Annotated in this window: 14 protein-coding genes, 5 tRNA genes and 1 rRNA gene; 1 reads left to right on the top strand and 19 read right to left on the bottom strand. The window is 38.9% G+C overall.

Going from position 1 to position 22,020, the window contains the following annotated elements; translation table 11 throughout:
* Window positions 1–138 precede the first annotated feature (138 nt).
* The 8 genes from NBX03_RS11930 to NBX03_RS11965 all read right to left on the bottom strand — a co-directional run bounded on the left by NBX03_RS11930 (window position 139) and on the right by NBX03_RS11965 (window position 6,088).
* Window positions 139–1,056 (bottom strand): cupin domain-containing protein, encoded by a 918-nt coding sequence (locus tag NBX03_RS11930; RefSeq protein WP_250227999.1) that lies wholly within the window; start codon window positions 1,054–1,056, stop codon window positions 139–141.
* Between the two features lie 200 nt (window positions 1,057–1,256).
* Window positions 1,257–2,135 (bottom strand): class II fructose-bisphosphate aldolase, encoded by an 879-nt coding sequence (locus NBX03_RS11935; RefSeq protein WP_250228000.1) that lies wholly within the window; start codon window positions 2,133–2,135, stop codon window positions 1,257–1,259.
* A gap of 788 nt (window positions 2,136–2,923) precedes the next feature.
* Complete coding sequence (locus tag NBX03_RS11940; RefSeq protein WP_250228001.1) at window positions 2,924–4,891, bottom strand: BglG family transcription antiterminator; 1,968 nt, start codon at window positions 4,889–4,891, stop codon at window positions 2,924–2,926.
* A 657-nt stretch (window positions 4,892–5,548) separates the two neighbouring features.
* Window positions 5,549–5,622, bottom strand: a tRNA-Asp gene (locus NBX03_RS11945).
* A 100-nt stretch (window positions 5,623–5,722) separates the two neighbouring features.
* Window positions 5,723–5,796, bottom strand: a tRNA-Ile gene (locus tag NBX03_RS11950).
* Window positions 5,797–5,802: 6 nt separating this feature from the next.
* Window positions 5,803–5,875 (bottom strand) — tRNA-Thr (locus NBX03_RS11955).
* A 4-nt stretch (window positions 5,876–5,879) separates the two neighbouring features.
* Window positions 5,880–5,997 (bottom strand): 5S ribosomal RNA (rrf, locus tag NBX03_RS11960).
* Between the two features lie 19 nt (window positions 5,998–6,016).
* Window positions 6,017–6,088, bottom strand: a tRNA-Glu gene (locus NBX03_RS11965).
* Window positions 6,089–6,433: 345 nt separating this feature from the next.
* Between NBX03_RS11965 and NBX03_RS11970 the strand changes: the two genes are divergently transcribed.
* Window positions 6,434–7,471: a copper amine oxidase N-terminal domain-containing protein gene (locus NBX03_RS11970; RefSeq protein ID WP_250228002.1), complete on the top strand. Its 1,038-nt coding sequence runs from the start codon at window positions 6,434–6,436 to the stop codon at window positions 7,469–7,471.
* Between the two features lie 48 nt (window positions 7,472–7,519).
* Here NBX03_RS11970 and NBX03_RS11975 read toward each other — a convergent pair whose 3' ends face one another.
* From NBX03_RS11975 to NBX03_RS12025, 11 genes are all read right to left on the bottom strand, one after another.
* The gene (locus tag NBX03_RS11975; protein WP_250228003.1) at window positions 7,520–8,500 is read right to left on the bottom strand and encodes a YeiH family protein; all 981 of its coding nucleotides are present in this window, start codon (window positions 8,498–8,500) and stop codon (window positions 7,520–7,522) included.
* A 219-nt stretch (window positions 8,501–8,719) separates the two neighbouring features.
* Window positions 8,720–9,580, bottom strand: coding sequence for an NAD(P)-dependent oxidoreductase (locus NBX03_RS11980; RefSeq protein WP_250228004.1), 861 nt, complete (start codon window positions 9,578–9,580; stop codon window positions 8,720–8,722).
* Between the two features lie 256 nt (window positions 9,581–9,836).
* Window positions 9,837–11,156 (bottom strand): amidohydrolase, encoded by a 1,320-nt coding sequence (locus NBX03_RS11985; protein WP_250228005.1) that lies wholly within the window; start codon window positions 11,154–11,156, stop codon window positions 9,837–9,839.
* A 332-nt stretch (window positions 11,157–11,488) separates the two neighbouring features.
* Entirely contained in the window at window positions 11,489–12,307 is an 819-nt protein-coding gene (locus NBX03_RS11990) for a metal ABC transporter permease (RefSeq protein WP_250228006.1), read from the bottom strand.
* Window positions 12,300–13,004 (bottom strand): metal ABC transporter ATP-binding protein, encoded by a 705-nt coding sequence (locus NBX03_RS11995; protein ID WP_250228007.1) that lies wholly within the window; start codon window positions 13,002–13,004, stop codon window positions 12,300–12,302. Before NBX03_RS11995 ends, NBX03_RS11990 begins: the two co-directional genes overlap by 8 nt.
* A 2-nt stretch (window positions 13,005–13,006) precedes the next feature.
* Window positions 13,007–14,086 (bottom strand): metal ABC transporter substrate-binding protein, encoded by a 1,080-nt coding sequence (locus NBX03_RS12000; RefSeq protein WP_250228008.1) that lies wholly within the window; start codon window positions 14,084–14,086, stop codon window positions 13,007–13,009.
* Window positions 14,087–14,554: 468 nt separating this feature from the next.
* Window positions 14,555–14,971, bottom strand: a complete 417-nt coding sequence (locus tag NBX03_RS12005; RefSeq protein WP_250228009.1) for a Fur family transcriptional regulator — start codon at window positions 14,969–14,971, stop codon at window positions 14,555–14,557.
* A gap of 301 nt (window positions 14,972–15,272) precedes the next feature.
* Window positions 15,273–15,343: transfer RNA gene (locus NBX03_RS12010), tRNA-Trp, on the bottom strand.
* 275 nt (window positions 15,344–15,618) lie between these two features.
* On the bottom strand, window positions 15,619–16,110 hold the full coding sequence (gene nrdG, locus NBX03_RS12015; RefSeq protein WP_250228010.1) for an anaerobic ribonucleoside-triphosphate reductase activating protein: 492 nt from the start codon (window positions 16,108–16,110) through the stop codon (window positions 15,619–15,621).
* A gap of 65 nt (window positions 16,111–16,175) precedes the next feature.
* Window positions 16,176–18,518 (bottom strand): anaerobic ribonucleoside triphosphate reductase, encoded by a 2,343-nt coding sequence (locus tag NBX03_RS12020; RefSeq protein WP_250228011.1) that lies wholly within the window; start codon window positions 18,516–18,518, stop codon window positions 16,176–16,178.
* 403 nt (window positions 18,519–18,921) lie between these two features.
* On the bottom strand, window positions 18,922–21,591 hold the full coding sequence (locus NBX03_RS12025; protein WP_250228012.1) for a calcium-translocating P-type ATPase, PMCA-type: 2,670 nt from the start codon (window positions 21,589–21,591) through the stop codon (window positions 18,922–18,924).
* Between the last annotated feature and the right edge of the window lie 429 nt (window positions 21,592–22,020).

Raw genomic sequence — 22,020 nt, forward strand, 5'->3', positions numbered from 1 at the left:
ACCGCCGCTCACTAGGCTCAGGAAGTATCTTTTTACATAGCTGCCCTGTGAGCTAAGTACATGCCTTTTCATAATGGCAAAAGAGCCTTCGCTAATTAGCGAAGGCTCTTCGTTTCTCTTAGCATTACATCATCTTTTTTATAATTCTGTAATTGCAAAGACTACTTTAATAGGTTTGTTTTCAAAATTCACAAGCTGATATTTTGTTCCCGCAGGTAAAAAGAAGGAATCTTCCGGATTTAGGATGAAGCTTTCCTGCAAGTCAACAAGGTTTACTGTTACGGGACCGTCAATACAATATAATGCGCCGTCTCCTGCATGTACATCCGGATCCGAACAGCGTGGGCCATATCCGCCTGCCGGAAGTATAAACTCACCAAAATGTCCGTAGTCATTGCTTGAAATAAATCTCATTAACATGGGGTGTTTTGTTCCATGGATATTGTTAAGCTTTTCAAAGTCTCTGATGCCGTATACTGCGCCGTCTCTTCTGGCTTCTTGATGGTCTACAGGGGGCCAGCAGCCAATATCGTCTGTGCATCCCTGCCTTGAAATATCATGGATTTTACCTCTCATATCAGGCAAAGTGCTGTTGTTGGCGCCTTTGTAGTATTTCGTCTCTTCATCTGAAGGGATAACCGCAGGGGGAATTGCTTCGCTCCATGCTTTCGGCGTGATAAAGTATAAAATTCTCGCCTTCTCATTGGAGAAATTATGGCAGCAATGCCATGCGCCTTCCGGCATCCATAAGCCTTCGCCGCTTTCAAGATATGCAAACTGGCCGTTTCCGCTTCTCTGTAAAACAGGACCGTTTAAGATATAATAAGTTTCATCTCCCGGGTGTATATCAAGAGGAAGGAAAACACCCCCCGGGCATAATTCATAAATACCAAGCATAAAGGTATCCGTCGTAACAATCGTAAAAGTATTATCCGATGTAAAGGCATCGTTTGGCGGATATAAAGCCGTTGGATAATCTTGCTTGCGAATAAGCATAGGCCTCTTCTCATTGGGAAGGCAGGGGAATTTTTCTAAAATATCTAATAATTTAGGCATATAAAATCTCCTTTATACTAATAAATTTAAAAGCGGAACTTACGCTTATAGTAAATTTCTTATAAAAAAGGGACAAAACCCGATTCACTAAAGAACAAAATTAAGCTTAAATGGTTTTGTTACGGTTTCACTTTAAACTTACTATAGCCCTCAATTTTATGTTTACAGTAAAGCTAAGAAAAAAGGATCTGCTTTAGGCTTTACTTTCCGTTTTTAAATGCAAGAATTACTTCTTTGGCATAGCTCTTCATGAATTTATAAGCTTCTTCCTGTACTTCATGGTAAGCGATTTTGCCTTCTTTTTCTGCAATAAGCTCTCCTACAAATTTCGTCGTTGCTTTTGCCATATAAGAATAGTAGTTTATTTTTGAGCATCCTGCGTCAATCGCATTCTGAACCTGTGAGAACTCTACCCCGGAGGCTCCGTGCATAACCACACGGCAATCCTTCGGTAAAGCCGCTCTAATTTCTTTTACTCTGTCTATATCAAGCACCGGGGGTTCTGCGTATATGCCATGCATCGTGCCGAAGCAAACCGCTAAAGCATCACAGCCTGTTTCCTCGGCAAATATTTTTGCTTCTTCCGGCTCCGTAAAAAACTTCTTAATATCTTCGTTGGTTAATACTTGAGTTTCAGCGTCAGCGTGGGTATCTTCTTCTGTTGAAGCCATAACCCCAAGCTCCGCTTCAACTGTTATGCCGGCTGCATGAGCGATTTGAACAAATTTTTTAACCTTTGCGATATTTTCCTCAAAAGGCAGCGCACTGCAATCATACATAATAGAAGGGAAGCCTGCTTTTATTGCACGAAGCACAAAATTATAATCTGTGCCGTGGTCTAAATGAACACAAACAGGTACAGATGCTTCTTTCGCATATTTAATCATTTCAGGGCCGATTCTCTCAATAGGTATCAGGGAGTCATGCACCTCAGCATGGTCAATGATTATAGGGGTGTTTAACTCCTCAGCTGCCCCTATCACCGCGCGGATTGTCTCTACATTCGGTGTATTGATACAAGGTATGGCGTATCTTTCCCTTTCCGCTATTTCCAAAATTTCCTTCATGTTTACTAACATTTCACGTCCTCCTTTTGTTGAAAATGTATGTTAACTTAGAATAATCTATTGTTCATATCCATCATAACGGATTTAAAACATCAAGTATATAGACCATAATTTCATGTTTTGCACAGTATTTTTTTATTTCGGACAATTAATGAATTTATAGCATATCGTAGGTTTCTCATAAAGAAGGAACGGAAACTGATTCCCTATGGATTCAAAAATACGGATTTTCTTTTGAAGATAAATCCCTATTTGTTATAGTAAATTTCTTATAAAGAAGGAACAAAAACCGATTCACTACGGATTCAGCGTTACCAAACAAAAAACATGTGTGATAACCATAAGAAATCCTCACTTAAAAAAGATTTGCAGGCTTACGCCTGCATCCTTTTCCAAGTTCGCGCAGTATAAAAATACGGATTTCTTCCGGAAACATAGTGAAATTGCCTTCTTTGTATAAATAAACTTAAAAAATGAGATGCTTCATTATAAATACAGAAAAAGCTCATGGCTTTTAAGGTTTAAAAATAGTTTAATTACAGTAACAAAAATCGTATATTTTATACTTAGTGAACCCGAAAACACTTACAGGGAAGCTAGATGAACGTTCCCTTATAGTCAACAAAGCTCTTTTTATTTTTGTTGACTTTGAATGGTTTAATATAGGCGTTTCTACTATATTAAGCTGTTTATGAAAATAGGTTTTTGTTCCTGCCTTAAAGCTGTTTCACTATATATGCCTTTTCTCAGGACAGCAAAAAAGCACCAGGCAGATTAAACCGCCTGATGCTTTTAATAATCTATGCTTTTCCTTTTGTTATATAGTCATATATCTGTGTACTGGTGTCTGCATTCTTTATCTTTTTCAGAAGTTCCTGATTTTCAATAAGCTCATAAAGGTAATGGAAGAGCACTTTTATTTTAAGAGGCTCTTTATACTTAATGGCAATCAGGAATATAAGCTTTACCTTTTCGTCCTGATTCCAGCGAACCCTATGGCGTACACGGGCAACAGCTATGGCATTTTTCAATATATTGTCATAATAACCATGGGGGATTGCAATTTCATTTCCTATTGACGTCGGGCAGAACCTTTCACGCTCTAAAACATCTTCAAGAAACCCCTCCTCTACACAGCCGTTTTTTAAAAGAAGCTCCGTCATCTGGCTTATGGCTTCTTCCTTATGGGGAACGGATAAATCAGGCATAATCAGCTGCGTTTCAAAAACCTCGTGGATAAGCTCTTGAATAAGCTTCGTCTGATAACGCCACTCCATATTGTCCAAACCGTTTTTAATGCATTCCAAGTCATTTTTATTAATATGCTTTGTAATCTCTATAACGTTATCTGCGTAGTCTTTAAAGGGCACTGTAGAAATAACAAGACAGTTCTCTGCCATAGCAGGCTCAAAGTTTTTAAAATATAAGCTTTTTTTAATAATTAGTTTCGGTATTTCCTCTTCTATCTTTTCTTTCTGATAAAAAGCCGTATGATAGTTTGTTCCGTGAACAAGTATGGCAGGAATGCGATTTTTTATATCATGGATACAATTTCGTATTAATAAGGTAATCCAAGCCACATCGTCTTGTCTGAAACGGCAGCCGATGCACTCTTCAACGCTGTGGATATTTGTCATGCAGATACCGTAAAGGCCTGTAAGCTGCTTTTGAATATCTCTGTAAAGCTCGCTCCAATCAAGGATTTGGTAAGCTTCTCTTATTTTTATCCGTACAAACGCAATACTTAGTTCCTTAATAAGCTCAGCATTAACACTTAACAGCTTAGTGCCTATAATTTCTTCTATTCTAAGGAGAAAGTCTATTACAATATCTTTATATTCGTCATCTGCCTCTATATTGGCATCATCGCAGGTAGATGCAACAAAAAGTCTTGCAGCTAAATACTGTGCCTCGGGTAAATAGCCCTTTTTCATTTCCGGCAGGACATGCTTCAGTATATGAAGCGCAGCCTCCAGATATTTGTCGGGAATCTTTACCGGCTGGCCTTTCTGCTCCTCTTTATTTATTTTCTTCCCCAGCCGTACCCTCTCCATAGTAATGGCAAGGTATTCCAAAAGCCTTCCGAAGGAAATATCAATAAACTGAATACCGAGTTTTATTTCTCCTGCTTGGAGCTCTTCCTGTGCGGCAATTAAATCTTCCTTTGAATAGGTATTGGAAAGGTAAGTATAGGCCTTTTTACTTATTCTTCTATCCATCGGCCCCGTATCTTCCAAAATGGTATCCCTGTTCCAATTCCAATATTTCGAATTATTGCAGTCTATCATGGACTGGCGGATATTAAACTCATTTCCTTCTAAGATAATCCCCTGATTTCGTACTCGCCTTATTTCTACGTGGAATTTTTTAAGCTCTTTATCTATCTGTTCTAAATCCTTCTGTATTGTATTTCTGCTGACAGACAATTCATCTGAAAAAAGCTGAATCGTATAATTGGCAGGGTAAAGGAATAAAGTTTCCAGTATGTATTCCTTTCTGTAAGTGTAGAATTCCGAGGTTCTGCTTACGGCTTCATTTAAGGCATGGATAATTTCCTGCCTTTGCTCCGGCGTAGCAACCAGCAAAAAGCCCTTTTTCGGAATACTCTGGAGGGAAGCATGAAACTTTTCAAGCTCTTTTTTTATCTGGGAGAGATTATGTTTAATATTACTGGCGGATATACCGGTTAAATCTGCCAGTGAATTTGCAGTAATATACCCGTCAACGTCAACAATGCTTCTTATAACCTTTTCACTGATAAGATCCATGTAACACCGTCCCCTTCTTTTAACAGCTTCACGATAAAACTTCCTTTTCAGTTTAAATCATTTAAGAAACTATCCCATGCATATAATAAAACATTTTAAGGAAGAAAGAAAAGCCTGCTGAAATATAGTCAGTCAATTTGCTTTTATTCCCAAGTGAGTATTCTGATTGAGGGAGCTTAAAATAAGAGAAAAGCAAATGGATTATGGCATTATTTCATATTTTATTAAACTTAAGCTCAGCATTTTTAAGTTCGCTTATTATAGGCAGTGAATAAAAAAAATACGGGATATTTTACAAGAAAATATGAATTCAAGTATTTGTGACAATGAAGTTATGTTTCTATGGCAAAACAGACTAAGTTTTGAACCTTTCAGAAATATCCTAAGACAAATCAATTAATTTGTTTCATCATAAGATATTATTTATGTTCTGTCAAAATTTTTAAATCAGAAAGGGAAATGATAAGCCAATTTTATTTAGGGTATACTTAGAAATTTATAAGAAATATAGTCAATTTGCTTTTATGCCGAAATGAATATTTAGATTGAAACGGCTTAAAATAAAAGAAAAGCAAATGGACTATGATATTATTTCATTCATCAAGTATAAAAAAACACCCGCCACGAATTTAATTCGCAACGGGTATTTTTATTTAACGACTCAGAAGGGGCTCGAACCCTCGACCTCCGGCGTGACAGGCCGGCGCTCTAACCAACTGAGCTACTGAGCCAAATTTTCCAAAAAATAAAAACCCTCTAAGAGAAAGGATTTTCTTAAAGCCTAAAGAAAGCGCTTCCCCTCTTTAAGAGGGGGGAGTTTTCTTTAATAAGTGGGCCTTCGGGGACTCGAACCCAGGACCGTCCGGTTATGAGCCGGATGCTCTAACCAACTGAGCTAAAGGCCCAAAAAAAGCCGATGATCGGACTCGAACCGATAACCTGCTGATTACAAGTCAGCTGCTCTGCCAATTGAGCCACATCGGCATTGTTCCGGCAGCCATCTACTCTCCCGGGCAGTCTCCCGCCAAGTACCATCGACCGTCTATGGCTTAATCGTCGTGTTCGGTATGGGAACGGATGTTTCCCATAGACGCATCACCACCGGAAATATTTACCTTAAAGGTATGACCCGTAGGGGAATCGAACCCCTGTTACAGCCGTGAAAGGGCCGTGTCTTAACCGCTTGACCAACGGGCCATGTAAGTGTTTCTGCGTGCTTTTGTTTTGCTCGCTCGCGTCAACGTTATTTATAATACACCATCACAGACTATTTGTCAACTCTTTTTTCATTATAATTTTCCAGATGTTTTTCAAATTATGAAATGGCGAAAAACGTCGTAAATTCAAGGTTTATTAAATGTAAAAATGCCCTGTTGAATTTTCAGAATTTTACGTCTTTTGTTTTTTTATAATTAATTTTATGATTTTGGAACATTATAATTTTATATCCGTCTTAAAAGTATGATTTAAAAAATAAAAAATATAAATAAAGCGGTAAATAGATTTTGCTATTTACTGCAACAGAAGAAAGGAATAGATATTATGATTAAGAAAAACATTACGGCAATAGGTACAGCATTTATTATTGCAGCATCTGCATTTTCCCCGGTATATGCAATGAACACAAATGTAGCTTTAGATCCTTCGGTTTCTTACGAAAATACACAAATCAATAAAGCCTTCACTGAATTCACAGGCAAAATAACCGAATTCAGAGACATTAACGGCAAAACTTTAGTAAGAGTAGAAGAAAATAAAGATAGCATGATTGATTTTGTTGTTGATGAAAATACGGTTATTGTGGATAAAGACGGGCTTATCAGCATAAAAGACCTTAAAATCGGAGACGAACTTAAATCCGTATATATTATGCCTCAGATGACAATTATGATTTATCCGGCGCAGCTTGTTTCAAACGTATTAATTAAAGTAGACAATGAAGGCCCCAGCTCTATAAAAGTAGACCTTTTTGATGAAAATTTGCTTTCTTCCACCAAGGATTTAAGATTAAATATAAACCCTGAAAATCCGGTGCTTGACCAAAAAGGAAACCCTTATGAGGGAAGCCTTGAAAACAAATCTCTCCTGATTTATTATACTATCGTTGCCGAGAGCATGCCCGCCCAGACTACTCCGGAAAAGATAATCGTTATGGATATAGATAAAACCCAGCTTGATATTGAGCTTCCGGAAGAACCTGGTGTTCCTGAAGAACCACAGGATAAAATCGACCATGAACTTGTGGAAAGCATGCAGTTTTTCGTAAACAAAACCCACGTTCCTACCAGCGGCGCCTATATGAAAGGGGATGTCGTAATGGTTCCTTTAAGAGCTATTGCAGAAGCCTTCGGCCAGTCAGTTGAATGGAACGGAGAAAACAAAAGCGTTAAAATAAGCGACTCTACAACAATTACCATAGGAAACAAAGAATACAGTGTAAACGGCGCTTCCTTATCTTTTGAAGAAGCCCCAGAGCTTAAAAACGAGCTCACCTATGTTCCCATGAATCTTATTTTAGAAGCCTTTAACGCTCAATTAAGACTTGATGAAGGTATATTCGACCTTTCTGTAAACCAATAATACCATATAAAAAAGCAGGCAGGGCCCATGGGCCGCCTGCTTTTTATTTTAGAAAAATAAATTTTGAAAGAAAAGCGATGAAATGCTTAAAACAATCCAGCATATAAGCCCAAGCATGAGGGGCTTTCCTGCTGTTTTTACAAGTTTTGCAATATTCGTATTAAGGCCGATTGCAGTCATTGCCATTATTATCATAAATTTCCCTGCTCCGTAAAGAGCGTTATATATATTAGGGTCTATATTTATAAAAGTATTCATAATAGCGGCGGCAACAAAGCCTAAAATAAACCAGGGAAATATCTTTTTAATGGAAAAGCCTTCTGCCTTCCCTCTCCTTCTTCCCTCATAGATAGATAAAATAAGCGTAATGGGGATAATTGCAAGGGTTCTGGTAAGCTTTACGATTACGGCCTGGTCTCCGGCAGCTTCGCTGAAGGAATATCCGGCGGCAACTACAGATGAGGTATCATTTATGGCAGTTCCTGCCCAAAGACCGAAATTAAAATCGCTCATATTTAAAATATGGCCCAGTGCCGGAAAGATAAATGCCGCCAAAACATTAAATAAAAATATAGTGCTTATGGAAAAAGCAATTTCCTCATCGTCTGCATTGATAACAGGGGCTGTTGCGGCTATGGCGGAGCCTCCGCATATAGATGTTCCCACCCCGATTAAAACAGCAGTTTTTCTCTCCACCTTCAAAAGCTTGCTGAAAAAATATGCCGTAATAAAGGTGATGCTTAAAGTAAATATCATAAGAACTACAGTTTGGGAGCCTGTTTTAAAAATACTGAACAGATTCATATTAAAGCCTATGAAAATAATAGCATATTGCAGTATTTTTTTAGACGTAAACTGTATTCCTTTTGAAAAGCAGTCGGGTCTTTTTATAAATGCAAGAATCATACCTATTAAAATACCGAATACAGGTCCTCCTGCTATTTTAAATTTTTGTCCTAAAAAATGGGCCGGAATTGCAAGAAAAAATGTCAGGGCTATTCCCGGCGCCATTTGTTTCAGTTTTTCCATTTGTATAAATCCTCCGGTTATTCTAGGAGTGTCTTAAAAGCTTTATAGTAAATTTAAAGTTGAACAGCAGCAAAGCCGTATATTCACGAAGGCTCAAAAATGTACCGTTTCCGAAGGAAATCCGTGTTTTTGAGCCTTAAGGGAATAGGCTTTTGCTACTTCTTTATGATAAATTTACTTTAGCTTTTCGGACGCTCTTCATTTAATTTCTGTCTGTTTCTATCCTCTGTAATATTTTATAAGGGCCTGAGTGCCTTCGTCCCCATGGCCTTTTTCCATAAGCGCTTCATAAAGACTGCATACAGAATTAAGCATAGTAAGCTCTTTTCCCTTTTCAGCCATAACAGATTTTATGATGTTCATATCTTTAATAAAATGCTTTATGAAAAATCCCGGGTCGAAATCTCCGTTCAAAACCCTCGGGGCCGTATTCATAAGCTGCCAGCTTCCGGCGGCTCCATTTTTTATGGCATTCAGCATGAATTCTATATCCAGGCCGTTTTCCTCGGCGTAATATATGGCTTCTGTCATTGCGGCAACGGCCCCTGCTATTGCTATCTGGTTTGCCGCCTTTGTGTGCTGGCCGCAGCCGGGTCCGCCCATATATATGATGTTTTTACCCATAAGCTCAAATAAAGGCAGGGCTTTTTCAAATCCTTCCTTGTCGCCCCCGGCCATGATGGATAAAGTTCCGGCCTTTGCGCCTGAATCTCCGCCGGAAACCGGTGCGTCTATCGTATGTATATTCTTCTTCTTCCCTTCTTCATATATACGCTTTGCAAGCTCCGGTGAGGACGTGGTCATATCAATTGCCACAGCCCCCTCTTTAGCAAACGCAAGGATTCCTTCCGGTGAAAAGTATACCTCTTCAACGTCTTTCGGAAAACCGACGATGGTAAATATAAACTCGGCGTCTTTAACGCACTCTTCTATGGTTTTACAAGGGGTAATGCCAAATTCCTCAAGGGCATCGGCTTTTTCGGAGCTTCTGTTATAGGCTTTTATTTCATGTCCCCCATTTTTCAGATGCAAAGCCATTGGCTTTCCCATAACGCCTGTGCCTATCCATGCTATTTTCATGCCTTATCTCCTCCGTATAGTTAAATATACTTATTAAACTCGAAACTATCTTTTTTCTTTAAGTTTAATAAACTTTCCTTCAATTGATAATATTAAATCAAGTAGAATTAAGAAAATCTATTTAATATAAGGTTATAGCAAATCCTTCTTCGGGTCAATCCCTTTGAAATAAAATTCCAGCTGGAAAAGCCGAAAAAGTGGTCTAAAAGACCACTTTTTCAAAACCTTAAGGCATTATTTTACTAAACTTTACATCTTATACGTCAAGCTTTCCCCATGTTCTTAAATATTCTTCTTTTGTCATCTGAGGCTTGAAGTTTTTCTTTATTTCAAGGGCTTTTTCTGCTCCGTTTGCAAGAAGGTCGATAGCCGTCATTACAAGGCCCTTTGCCGTATTGATATAGGCTGTTTCCTTGTCGGTTATTTCAAAATCTTTGGAGTGGAAATCACCTGTTACGGCACAGAAATTAGACTGCATCGTAGGCATAATTACAGAAACGTCGCCGACGTCTGTAGAGCCTGCTCCTGCCTCCGCTTCGTAAAGAACTTCGTCTTCCTTGTAAAGCGTTTTAAGGTTTTCATACATAACATCCATAAGGCCGTATTCAAGAACCGTAGGAAGGTATCCGGGAAGGTCTGTTATAATAGTTTCTGCTCCGACAGCGTCTCCGCCGGCCTTAAATGCCCTTGTAACCTTCTTATCGGCGTCAAGAATCGCTTCAACATTTGCTCCCCTGATGTAAGTTTCTATTCTTACATCGGCAGGCACAACGTTAACAAGGTCTCCGCCCTTTGTAATAATCGGGTGAACCCTGATATGGTCTTTATCCTGGAATGTTTCTCTTTGCATATGTACTGCTGTAAGGCCTAATGTAGCGGCATTAAGAGCGTTTATGCCAAGGTGCGGGGCGCCGCCGGAATGGGCTTCCTTGCCTTTATATTGAATAAGCTTTCCTAAGAAGCCGTTGCTTCCGCTGTTGGCAATTACCTTTATGCCCTTGTCGTTCACATTGGCAAGATGCTGCATAATCATCATGTCAATATCGTCCATTTTTCCAATGCGGATAAATTCCTGCTTGCCGCCAAGAAAATGGATTTTGCCTTCTTTTCTTAAATTATTTCTATATTCTATTTCAACATATTCTTCTGCAGGAACAGCCATAAGAACGATATCACCTGAAAGCTCTTCCATAATTCCTGTTCCGTGAAGGGCATAAGCAACGCCCATAAGGCCCGCTATCATGGCATTATGTCCGCAGGCATGAGCAGCTCCCGTAGTCTTATCGGCACATCTATGCGCAGGGGAAACTACTGCGTCAAGCTCTCCCATTACGGCAACTCTTGCTTTTGTTTCCTTGCCTTTAAGGGGAGCTATAACTCCTGTTATTGCAACTTCGTCTTCATATTCGTATCCAAGCTCATCAAATATCTTTTTAACCTTAGCAGCGGTTTTTACCTCTTTGTAGCCAAGCTCCGGCTCTGAAAATATAGACTCACCGATTTCTATGATTTTGTCTCGGTTTTTGTCAATAGCTTCACAGGCTCTTCTTTTAAGTTCCTCAACAGATACGGACATAAGTATACCCTCCTTTTTTTAGGCAATATTGAAAACAGAAAATATCCGGACATAATCCAATAAAAATGCGCCTATAGGATTTTAAAGAAGCATATTAATGGCAAACAGAGGGGAATTCAGGGTTTTCCATATTACCTGATTAAGATTTGTAATAAATATAAGTGATTTAAAACCTGCTTTAAGTTTTAAATAGCTTACTATAAATGGTAGCACTTATGATTTTAAGTGTCAATTAGCATTACAAACAAAAAGAATTTCTGTAAGGGGTTGTATAAATATAAAAGCTTATCCTATAAAGATAAGCTTTTATATTTAATAAGCGTAAGATTCATTTATATTTTTCTTATTCTTCCAAAGAAGTAAAAGAGAATAAAGCAGCATAAATTTACAATAACAATGCTTGCTCCTGTAGGCAGGGAATATAGAAAGGATATGCATAAGCCTATAAAAAAACATAGGACGGATATTAAAGCCGATGAAATAATAACTTTTTTAAAGCTTCTGAAAACCCTCATGGAAGTAAGGGCCGGAAATATAATCAGGCTTGAAATAAGTACAGCGCCCATCATTCTCATACCCACTACGATGGTTAAAGCCGTGAGCATGGATATGAGCATATTATAGGCCCCTACATTGGTTCCGGTGGCTTTTGCAAAATCCTCATCAAAGGTTACGGCAAATATTTTGTTATAAAACAGGATATAAAGCACAATAACACATAATGCCACAAATACGCTTAAATATAAATCATTTTTACTCATGGCAAGAATGCTTCCGAACATAAAATTATGAATATCCACATTAAGCCCCGTTGTCATAGCAACGGCTATAATGCCTATGGATACGGAGCTGCTTGCGATAACAGCTATTGCGGCGTCGCCTTTGATGGTGCTGTTTTGGCTTATTCTTAAAAGCAGAAATGCCGCAAGCATAACAACGGGAACTGCTACCTGCAAGGGGGCAAGATTTAATGCCATAGCAACGGCAAGCGCCCCAAAGCCAACGTGGGAAAGGCCGTCGCCTATCATGGAAAATCTTTTAAGTACAAGGCTTACGCCTAAAAGGGCAGAGCAGAGAGCAACCAAAATGCCTACAATAGCAGCCCTTATAATGAAATTATATGAAAAAAGCGCTCCTATAAGCTCAAGCATCGGCTTCCCCTCTTTGCATTTTTTTAGCCATCTCCGTTTGAAGATATTCTTCTTTCGTGCCGTAAAATATTTTAGAATGCCCTAAATGAAGTATTTTTTTGCAATAGTCCATTGCTCCTTGAATATCATGTGAAATCATAATAATGGTAATGCCCTCTTTTTTATTCAGCTTATCTAAAAGATTATAAAAATCAGCGGAAGCTATAGGGTCAAGGCCTGCCATAGGCTCGTCAAGAAGCAACAGCTTCTTTGTAGCACACAATGCTCTTGCGAGAAAAACTCTTTGCTGCTGCCCTCCCGAAAGGTCTCTGTAGGGCTTATTTTTTAAATCCCATATGCCGAGTCTTTTCATATTTTCTTCCGCTATATTTTTTTCTCTTCTGGAATAAAAGGGCAGCAGCCTTCCGTGGTTTAATGTCCCTGAAATCACTACCTCATAAACGCTTGCGGGAAAGTCCTTTTGTATATCGCTTTGCTGGGGAAGATAGCCTATTTGATTTTTATTAATGCCAAAGCTTATCTTTCCTTTCATGGGCTTTATAAGACTTAAAATACCCTTCATAAGCGTACTTTTTCCTGCACCGTTTTCTCCCAGAATGCAGATAAAATCCCCTTCTTCCGCCGAAAAGGAAATATCCTTTATAACAGGGCGCCTTTCATAGCCTAAAGTCAGGCTTTCACATGATATTACATTCATTTCTAGTTCAGTCCCTTTCTAAGGCTCTCCACATTGTTTTTCATTATTGAAACATATGTCTCGCCCTTTTCAAAATTGTCCTTTGTAAGATTATGGGCCGAATGCAGCAGAAGCATACCTGCCCCTGTTTCTTCACTTATGGCATTTGCTATGCTTTTTGAACTAAGTTCTATATAATAAACATAGGGTATTTTTTCGTTCTTTACCTTATCCACAAGAAAAGCGATGGTTCCTGCGCTTGCCTCGCTTTGGGTGCTGCAGCCGGAAAAAGCAGCGCTATAGTTTAAACCATACTCATCTACAAAATACCGAAAAGGAAACCTGTCTGCAAATACCAAAGATTTCCTCTCTGCATTATCTACAACAGCTTTTATTTCGGAATCTACTTTTTCTATTTCAGAAATATAAGAATTTGCATTTTCTTTATAATAATCTGAATTCTCCTCATCAATGGCTACGATTTCTTTTTCTATTGCATCTACAAGGGTTATGGCATTTTTAGGAGAGGTCCATATATGTTCATCTTCATGGGTATGATCGTGGTCTTCTTCATGATCGTGGTCCTCTTCATGCTCGTGGTCTTCTTCATGCTCATGGTCTTCCTCATGTTCGTGGTCTTCTTCGTGCTCATGGTCTTCCTCATGCTCGTGATTCTCCTCGTGCTCATGGTCGTGATCATGTTCCTCTTCTTCCATGCCCTCTACAAGCTCTTCTTCCACAACATTTACATAATCCATAAGGCGTAAAACCTTCTTTTCACCAAGCTCTATGGATTCAAGCACAGTATTGACCCATTCGTCGTTTTCTCCGCCGATATAGATAAACATATCGGCATCGTTTATTTTTATAATATCCGCCGGCGACGGGTCGAAGGTATGGCTTTCTGCTCCCGGTTTTAAAAGCATTGTTATGTCTGCCTTATCCTTAGCGACAGCCCTTGCGAAATCATAAGCCGGAAAATTCGTTGTAACTATATTTAATTTTTTATCTTCATTTTTATTATTAAGCTCCTGGGGCGTTCCTTTGGCACCGCACCCTGCGAGCATGACCGCAGAAATTAAAAAAGCGATAATTTTTTTCATCTATATCCTCCTATAACTGTTCTAAAGCATTAAACTACAAAGAGAAAACATAGTAAATAAACTTAAAAACGGACAAGCTCATTTACTATAGGCGAAAGAAAAACTTATTAAACTAAAACTTAAAAACTTTTTAAGTTTAATAAGTATAGCCCTCAATTGTTCAGCCTAACCTTCAGCTCTGTAAGGGTTTTTTCTTTGACTCTTTCTTTGATAGATAAAATTAAGAGATTAAAGCTTTTTAAACCATAGAATAAAAAATATGCAGCCGAGGCTGCCGTAAAAACAATTTTTCTGAAATTATTCTTTGTATATTCATTAAAGGTACAGAAAGCGCAATGATCGCCGTCACATTGATGGCTATGTTCCTGAACTTCATAAAAAATCCGTACGCCAAAGGATATTAAAATCAAAAAAAGTAAAAATACAGCAATTACAGGTTTTGCTAAAGAATGAATTTTCATAAATTATCTATTCCTTCTTCATACAGCTTTTGCATTTTCCGTAAATCACGCTTTTGCTGCTATCCATATTGAAATTATGCTCGTTTTTAATATGCTCCGAAAGCTTGTCCAGAAATCCGCAGCTCAAATGTTCCACCTTGCCGCAGCCGCTGCATATCATGTGATAAATACATTCATTTTCATTGTTTTCACCTATATATTGGTAGCAGGAGCTTAGGCCGTCCATAAAGGAATATTTTATCACTACGCCTTCTTCCACAAGATTCTTTATGCATCGATATACTGTAGCCTGCCCTACATTAAGCCCCGAGGATTTAAGATGGTATACTATATCATCAGCAGTTACATGGTGATTGGCATTCTCTTTAAAGTACGATAAAATCATATCTTTTTGTTTTGTTTTATATTTTTTGGGACTACTCATTTCACGCCTCCATTAAATTGAAAACAATTATCATTTTTATTTTAAGATAATTTCTAGATATTGTCAACAGATACAGTAAATTTAAAGTTATAGTAAAATAGCTTTAAGGCAGTAACAAATTATTTTACTATAACCGGTAATAAAGCCGTATATTTCCGGCAGACTCAAAATGTACTGTTTCCAAAGGAAACCCGTGTTTTCAGCTTGTCTGGGATAGGCATTTATTACTTCTTTGTACTAAATTTACTCTATCGAAAGACACAAAAAAGCCAGAGAATATTCTCTGGCTTTTAATATTATACAGGGGTAGAAGGACTCGAACCCTCAAGAACGGTTTTGGAGACCGGCATGTTACCATTACATCATACCCCTAAAGAATGGTACTGACAAATACATATTATAGTAAGAATTATCTCTTTTGTCAAGAAAAATAAATAAACTTATCACAGCCAAGCCATGAAAAATACGGAACAAGATTTTGATTTTAGAAGCTCAGCCTTTAATCAATCTGATGGAAAAGCATTTTGCTCTGCAAAAACCCAAGCATAATGCCAAAGGCATTATCTTTACGGCCAATTTTTTCGGTATCAATCTATTTCTGTCAAATTGCAAAGATTTACAAAGTTTTATTTTAGTGACAGGAGAACCTATATATTTATTTCAACGGCACGGTTAAGGCGCATGCTTTCTTTCGGGTCTATTGCCCTTTGGTTTTTAGAGCCTCTGAAACGAAGGTCGAGACTTCTTTCCGCCAGAATAAATTTACCGTCTATTATAATATCTGCATAAAGGGCAAGGTGAAGCATATTTTCATTTTTTATTATTTCTTCCCATAGGTATCCCGTATATATAATTAAATTAAGCCCGCTTTTCTTAACATGCGCTGCAACAATAGAAAGGGCCTCCGTATGCAAAAAAGGCTCTCCGCCGGAAAATGTAACACCGTCAAGGAGAGGATTTTGATTAATCAGCTGTATGATTTCTTCTGTATCTATTTCTTTCCCGCCGGAATAGGAATGGGTATCCGGATTGTGGCAGCCGAGGCATTTATGGGGGCATCCCTGGGTAAATACTGTAAGGCGTATCCCCGGCCCGTCAACTACAGAGTCATTTGCTATTCCTGATATTCTGATTTTCATTATTCCCTCTTTAAAGCTACGGCCTGCCGCCAAAGGTATCTTTGGCAGCGGCCGTAAATATATTTTTAAAGTGTGTTATGCTTTACTCTGTCTCTTACTTCCGCAAGCTTCGCATTGTTGAACCTGTCTAAAGTTCCTACAAGGTATCCTGTGATTCTTCTGATTCTTTCAAAGGGAAACTCACTTTCGTCTCTTCCGCATTTAGGGCATTTGTCTCCTATAATGCCTGTATATCCGCATACCGGATCCCTGTCTACAGGGTGGTTTATGGAGCCGTAGCCTATGCCGGACTCTTTCATAAAGCGTATTACTTTTTCAAAGGCCGGAAGGTTTTGGGTAAGGTCTCCGTCCATTTCAACATAAGTAATATGACCTGCGTTTGTAAGCTCATGATAAGGAGCTTCTTTTTTTATTTTTTCAAAGGCTGAAATATTATAATAAACAGGGATATGGAAGCTATTGGTGTAATATTCTCTATCTGTAACCCCTTCAATTTCTCCGAAAAGCTTTTTATCTATTTTTATAAACCGGCCTGAAAGGCCTTCGGCAGGAGTCGCTATAAGAGAAAAATTAAGCTTCATCTCCTGAGCCTTGTCGTCCATTCTCTTTCTCATATGAGAAACAATTTTTAATCCTAATTCCTGGGCCTTATCGGACTCGCCGTGATGCTTTCCTATGAGGGCTTTTAAGCACTCCGCAAGGCCTATAAAACCTACGGTAAGGGTTCCATGTTTTAAAACCTCTTCAACTGTATCGTCTATGGAAAGCTTTTCAGAATCCATCCAAACGCCTTCCCCCATTAAGAATGGGAAATTCCTTACCTTTTTGGAACACTGTATTTTAAAGCGTTCAAGAAGCTGGTCTATGCAAATATCAACCACTTTATCAAGCTCTGTAAAGAACAAGTCTAAATTACCCTTTGCCTTTATGCCAAGCCTTGGAAGGTTGATGGAAGTAAAGCTTAAATTGCCTCTGCCGTAGGTAATTTCTTTTTCAGGGTCATAGACATTGCTTACAACTCTTGTTCTGCACCCCATATAGGCGATTTCTGTTTCAGGTTTTCCTTCCTTATAGTATTTTAAATTAAAAGGAGCATCCTGAAATGAGAAATTAGGGAAAAGCCTTTTTGCGCTTACTCTGCAGGCAAGCTTGAATAAATCATAATTCGGCTCGCCTTCGTTATAATTTATGCCTTCCTTCACTCTAAATATGTGTATGGGAAATATAGGGGTTTCGCCGTTTCCAAGGCCCGCTTCCAGGGCAAGAAGAACGTTTTTTATAATCATTCTTCCTTCTGCGGAAGTATCCATTCCGTAATTGATAGAGGAAAATGGCGTCTGCGCCCCGGCCCTTGAATGCATGGTGTTTAAATTATGCACAAGAGCTTCCATGGCCTGGAAGGTTTCTCTATCGGTAGCCTTTATGCTCTTATCTATGGCAAATTCCTGGCATTTTTCTATGACGGAAGCATCTACGCCAATGCCTTCCAATGCCTCTTTTTCTTTCTTTAAATAGGCTTCATTTTCCGTCATTCTAAGGTCTGTCCCTGAAGATAAAATATCCTTTTGTATAGCCGAAACCTTTTCATCTGCCTCTTCCATGCCGGCTAAAAGCTCTAAAGCCTTTGCCATGTTCTGCCTATATTGCTTTCGGAAAGTCTTTTTAACCCCGTCGGCAAGGCCGTAATCAAAGTTTACAATGCTCTGGCCGCCGTGCTGATCGTTCTGGTTGGACTGAATGGCGATACAGGCAAGGGCGGAATAGCTGCCGATGCCCCTTGGCTCTCTTAAGGTTCCGTGGCCTGTTGAAAAGCCGCCGGAAAAAAGCTTTATCAGGTCTATCTGGCAGCAGGTGGTAGTCATCGTAAGAAAATCAAGGTCATGAATATGAATATCCCCGTCTTTATGAGCTCTTGAATGCTCCGGCTTTAATATATACATTTCGTAAAACTGCTTTGCACCCTCGGAACCGTATTTAAGCATAGTTCCCATAGCAGTATCGCCGTTTACATTGGCGTTTTCTCTTTTTATATCGCTATCTTTGGAGTCTTTAAATGTAATATCTTCATATATTCTCATAAGCCTTGTATTCATTTCCCTGATACGGCTTCTTTCGGCTCTGTAGAGAATATATGCCTTCGCAACCTGACTGTGATTTTTTATCATGAGGGATTCTTCTACGATGTCCTGTATCTGTTCAACAGTGGGGGTAAAAAGGCCCCTTTCGTAAAGGCTCTTGATGGCCTCTCCGCAAATCATCTTATAATAAGGATAAGACCTGTAGTCGCCTACGGCCTGAAAAGACTTCCTTATAGCGTCTATTATTTTTTCCTCATCAAATACGGCTGTTCGCCCGTCTCTTTTTATGACGTTCACAATCTGGTTTTCATCTTGCTTTAATATTATCATTTTTTAATCCCCTTAATAGTATAATTAGCTCCTTAAGGCTCCATGGCCTAAAAAACAAACACTATTAATTTGCTTTTGCCTGATTATCTTTTTGCAAAAGCAAATTGATTCTATATTGATTCAAATCACTATAGTTTTGCCTTAGAGAATTATTTTAAAAAACATTTAAGCCTGCTAATGGTTTTCATAAAAGGCTTATGAACTGATAGAAAGCCTTATCCTCAGCATAAATAAGCTTTATAAAGCTTATTTATGCTGAGGAAAGGCAGCAAGTCAATTGTTCATTTTCTCTGGCAAAATACTATATTTAGTGCCTAACATATACTAGTATACTATATATAGAGGGTTTTTCAATATTTTTCCTTGAAATATTTTTAATTTTTTTCTTGACAGGTCCCAGCCCTTATTTTAAAAGGCTTTTTGTATTTGCTGTAAAGGTTCTCGGTTTTGTTAAAAACTTTTCCATTTCAACGATGAAAATAGGCATGAAGCAGAGTAAGGCCACGATAAGCCATTGTTTAAAATCAAGAGCGGAAACTCTGAATATTCTGCTTACGGAAGGAATCATGATAACAGCCGCTTCCAGTATAACCCCTATGAAAAATGCTCCTATTAAATACAGATTGCCTTTTATACCCACTTCAAATATGCTTTTTTCGCTTCTCATGTTAAATGCATGAACCAGCTGGCTTATGCTTAAAGTGGCAAAGCACATGGTGCGGCCTATGAGGCAGGAGCCTTCCGGGTCGAAATAAACGACGCCTGTACCGAAGGCAATAAGGGCAAGAAGGCCGATCATAACGCCTTCTATGGCAATGCGCTTCCAAAGCCCGTCGGAGAAAAAGCTTCTGTGGTTTGAATAAGGTTTTCTTTCCATGGCCGTATCTTCTGCCGGGTCAAGGCCCAGAGCCACCGCCGGAAGAGAGTCTGTAATAAGGTTTACCCATAAAAGATGGATTGCCAGTAAGGGCATGTCCCATCCAAGCAAAATAGAAACGAATATTGTAAGGATTTCTCCGATATTACTGGAAAGAAGGAAGTGTATAGCCTTTCTGATGTTTTCGTAAATTCCTCTGCCTTCTCTTACGGCTTCAACGATGGTAGCAAAATTATCGTCCATTAAAACCATATCCGCTGCTCCCTTGGCAACATCTGTTCCCGTTATGCCCATGGCACAGCCGATATCCGCCGCTTTAAGAGCAGGAGCGTCGTTTACGCCGTCCCCCGTCATGGCAACTACATTCCCCTGAGACTGAAAGGCCTTTACTATTTTCACCTTATGCTCCGGTGTAACCCTTGCAAATACCGTATAATCGTCTATGATTTCATTAAGCTCTTCCTGAGAGATTTTATTAAGCTCCTCTCCCGTAATAGCTTTATCCCCCGCTTTCATAATGCCTATTTTTTCAGCTATGGCCTTTGCTGTAATCACATGGTCTCCCGTAACCATAACAGGCTTTATACCAGCCTTTTTACATACTCTTACGGCATGGAGAACCTCCGGTCTCGGCGGGTCTATGATGCCGAAAAATCCCATAAACACAAGATCGTTTTCTATGGTTTCTGCCTTAATATTTTTGGGAAGCTCCTTGACTATTTTATAAGATATTCCGATTACTCTTAAGGCTCTTCCAGCCATTTCTGAATTAAGCCTTTTTGCCCTTTGACTGTCGGAAGGACCTAACGGAATCTCTGCACCTCTTGAACAATAGGCTCTGCATTTATTTATCAGGATATCCGGGGCACCCTTTGTTATGCAAAGGTATCCCTCATCGGTTTTATGTATTGTGGTCATAAGCTTTCTTGAGGAATCAAAGGGAACCTCTCCCACTCTCGGAAATTTATCATCAAGGTCATTTTTAGCAATCATATCCTCATAAGCCGCAAGAACAAGAGCAGATTCTGTAGGGTCGCCGAAAACATTTCTTTCCTCTCCCCGCACTTCTAAAACACTGTCGTTGCATAAAGCGCCGTATTGTAAAATATTGCCGTACTCTCTTGATTTTTTATCAAGCTCGCCGTTAAGGCCGGATATTTCAACAACGCGCATTTTATTCTGGGTCAATGTGCCTGTTTTGTCAGAGCATATGACGTTTGCGCTTCCTAATGTTTCAACGGCAGGAAGCCTTCTTATGATGGCTCTTCTTCCAGCCATTCTCTGAACGCCTATGGCAAGCATAATTGTAACGATAGCAGGCAGGCCCTCAGGAATTGCCGCAACTGCAAGGCTAACGGAGGTCATAAACATAAAAAACGGCGGAAATGACCTTAAAAGGCCTATAATAAATATAATTAAACAGATGATAAGGGCGCCCATACCTAAAATTTTACTTGTTTCTGCAAGCTTCAGCTGCAAAGGCGTATCAGGAGCCTCATCTTTTGAAATTAAATCTGCAATTTTACCCATCTCCGTATACATTCCCGTTGCTGTAACGATGGCCTTTCCCCTTCCGTAGGTTATGCTGGAGCCTGCAAATATCATATTCTTTCTGTCGCCCACCAAAGAGCCTGCTTTTACCTTTAAAGAAGCATCCTTATCTACCGGGGCCGATTCCCCCGTAAGCGCCGCTTCTTCGGCCTTTAAATTTATGCTTTCAATAAGCCTTGCATCTGCCGGAACCATGTCTCCGGAATGCACTATAATGATATCCCCAGGGACTAAAAGCTTGGTGCTTAGCTTAACCAGTTTTCCTCCCCTTATTACTGTAGCTTCGGGGGCGGAAAGCTTCTTGAGGGCCTCAAGAGATTTCTCTGCTTTAAGCTCTTGAAAAAGCCCCAGAAAAGCATTGAGTATTACAATCATTAATATAATGATAGGGTCGATAAAATCTCTTTCTCCGTTTAGCAGGCTGATTCCCATGGAAACCCCTGCCGCAATAAGCAAGATAAAAATCATAAAGTCATTAAACTGCATAAAAAATCGAGTAATCGGGCTAACTCTTTTTTTCTCTGTAATTTCATTGGAACCATACTGCTCTCGTTTTTCCTCTGCCTGCCGGTTTGATAAGCCGAAGCTTATATCGCTATCAAGTTCCTTTATTGTTTCTTCAAAAGACATATTATGCCAGTACATTTTACATCTCTCCTTAGCTAATGTAAGAGCCTTTCCATAACCTGTTCATTTGGAAAGAAGCTCTGATATTTTTATATAATATATTTAGCTTGTCCGAAATATATGCAAATTCTTTAAGGCTAAAAAAACACTTATTTTGCCCATACAGTAAATTTACTTTTATTCTGAAGTGAATATTAAATTAAGATGAGTTAAATAAGAGAACAGCAAATTCACGGCGCTGCAATTTCGTATTGATTTAATCATAAAATTATTTTCTTAAGAATAAAAAATTCATAATTAACTTATATTGAAATTAGTACCTAATAATGATAGACTTAAACAGTATGACCGCTGAGCTTTATATAGTAAATTTAAAGTTAAACAGTGGCAAAGCCGTATATTCACAAAGGCTTTCACTGCTTCTTTATAATAAATTCACTATAAAAG

It is taken from the genome of Anaeropeptidivorans aminofermentans (genome assembly GCF_940670685.1).
Lineage (GTDB): Bacteria > Bacillota > Clostridia > Lachnospirales > UBA5962 > Anaeropeptidivorans > Anaeropeptidivorans aminofermentans.

Coding starts and splice junctions, on each gene's coding strand:
- NBX03_RS11980 (WP_250228004.1), bottom strand. CDS start 9,580: ATGAAAATAGCATGGATAGGCACAGGCGTTATGGGAAAGCCAATGGCT.
- nrdG (WP_250228010.1), bottom strand. CDS start 16,110: ATGAAAATCAGAATATCAGGAATAGCAAATGACTCTGTAGTTGACGGG.
- NBX03_RS12025 (WP_250228012.1), bottom strand. CDS start 21,591: ATGTACTGGCATAATATGTCTTTTGAAGAAACAATAAAGGAACTTGAT.
- NBX03_RS12020 (WP_250228011.1), bottom strand. CDS start 18,518: ATGATAATATTAAAGCAAGATGAAAACCAGATTGTGAACGTCATAAAA.
- NBX03_RS11975 (WP_250228003.1), bottom strand. CDS start 8,500: ATGGAAAAACTGAAACAAATGGCGCCGGGAATAGCCCTGACATTTTTT.
- NBX03_RS11970 (WP_250228002.1), top strand. CDS start 6,434: ATGATTAAGAAAAACATTACGGCAATAGGTACAGCATTTATTATTGCA.
- NBX03_RS11940 (WP_250228001.1), bottom strand. CDS start 4,891: ATGGATCTTATCAGTGAAAAGGTTATAAGAAGCATTGTTGACGTTGAC.
- NBX03_RS12005 (WP_250228009.1), bottom strand. CDS start 14,971: ATGAGTAGTCCCAAAAAATATAAAACAAAACAAAAAGATATGATTTTA.
- NBX03_RS11990 (WP_250228006.1), bottom strand. CDS start 12,307: ATGCTTGAGCTTATAGGAGCGCTTTTTTCATATAATTTCATTATAAGG.
- NBX03_RS11935 (WP_250228000.1), bottom strand. CDS start 2,135: ATGTTAGTAAACATGAAGGAAATTTTGGAAATAGCGGAAAGGGAAAGA.
- NBX03_RS11930 (WP_250227999.1), bottom strand. CDS start 1,056: ATGCCTAAATTATTAGATATTTTAGAAAAATTCCCCTGCCTTCCCAAT.
- NBX03_RS12000 (WP_250228008.1), bottom strand. CDS start 14,086: ATGAAAAAAATTATCGCTTTTTTAATTTCTGCGGTCATGCTCGCAGGG.
- NBX03_RS11985 (WP_250228005.1), bottom strand. CDS start 11,156: ATGTCCGTATCTGTTGAGGAACTTAAAAGAAGAGCCTGTGAAGCTATT.
- NBX03_RS11995 (WP_250228007.1), bottom strand. CDS start 13,004: ATGAATGTAATATCATGTGAAAGCCTGACTTTAGGCTATGAAAGGCGC.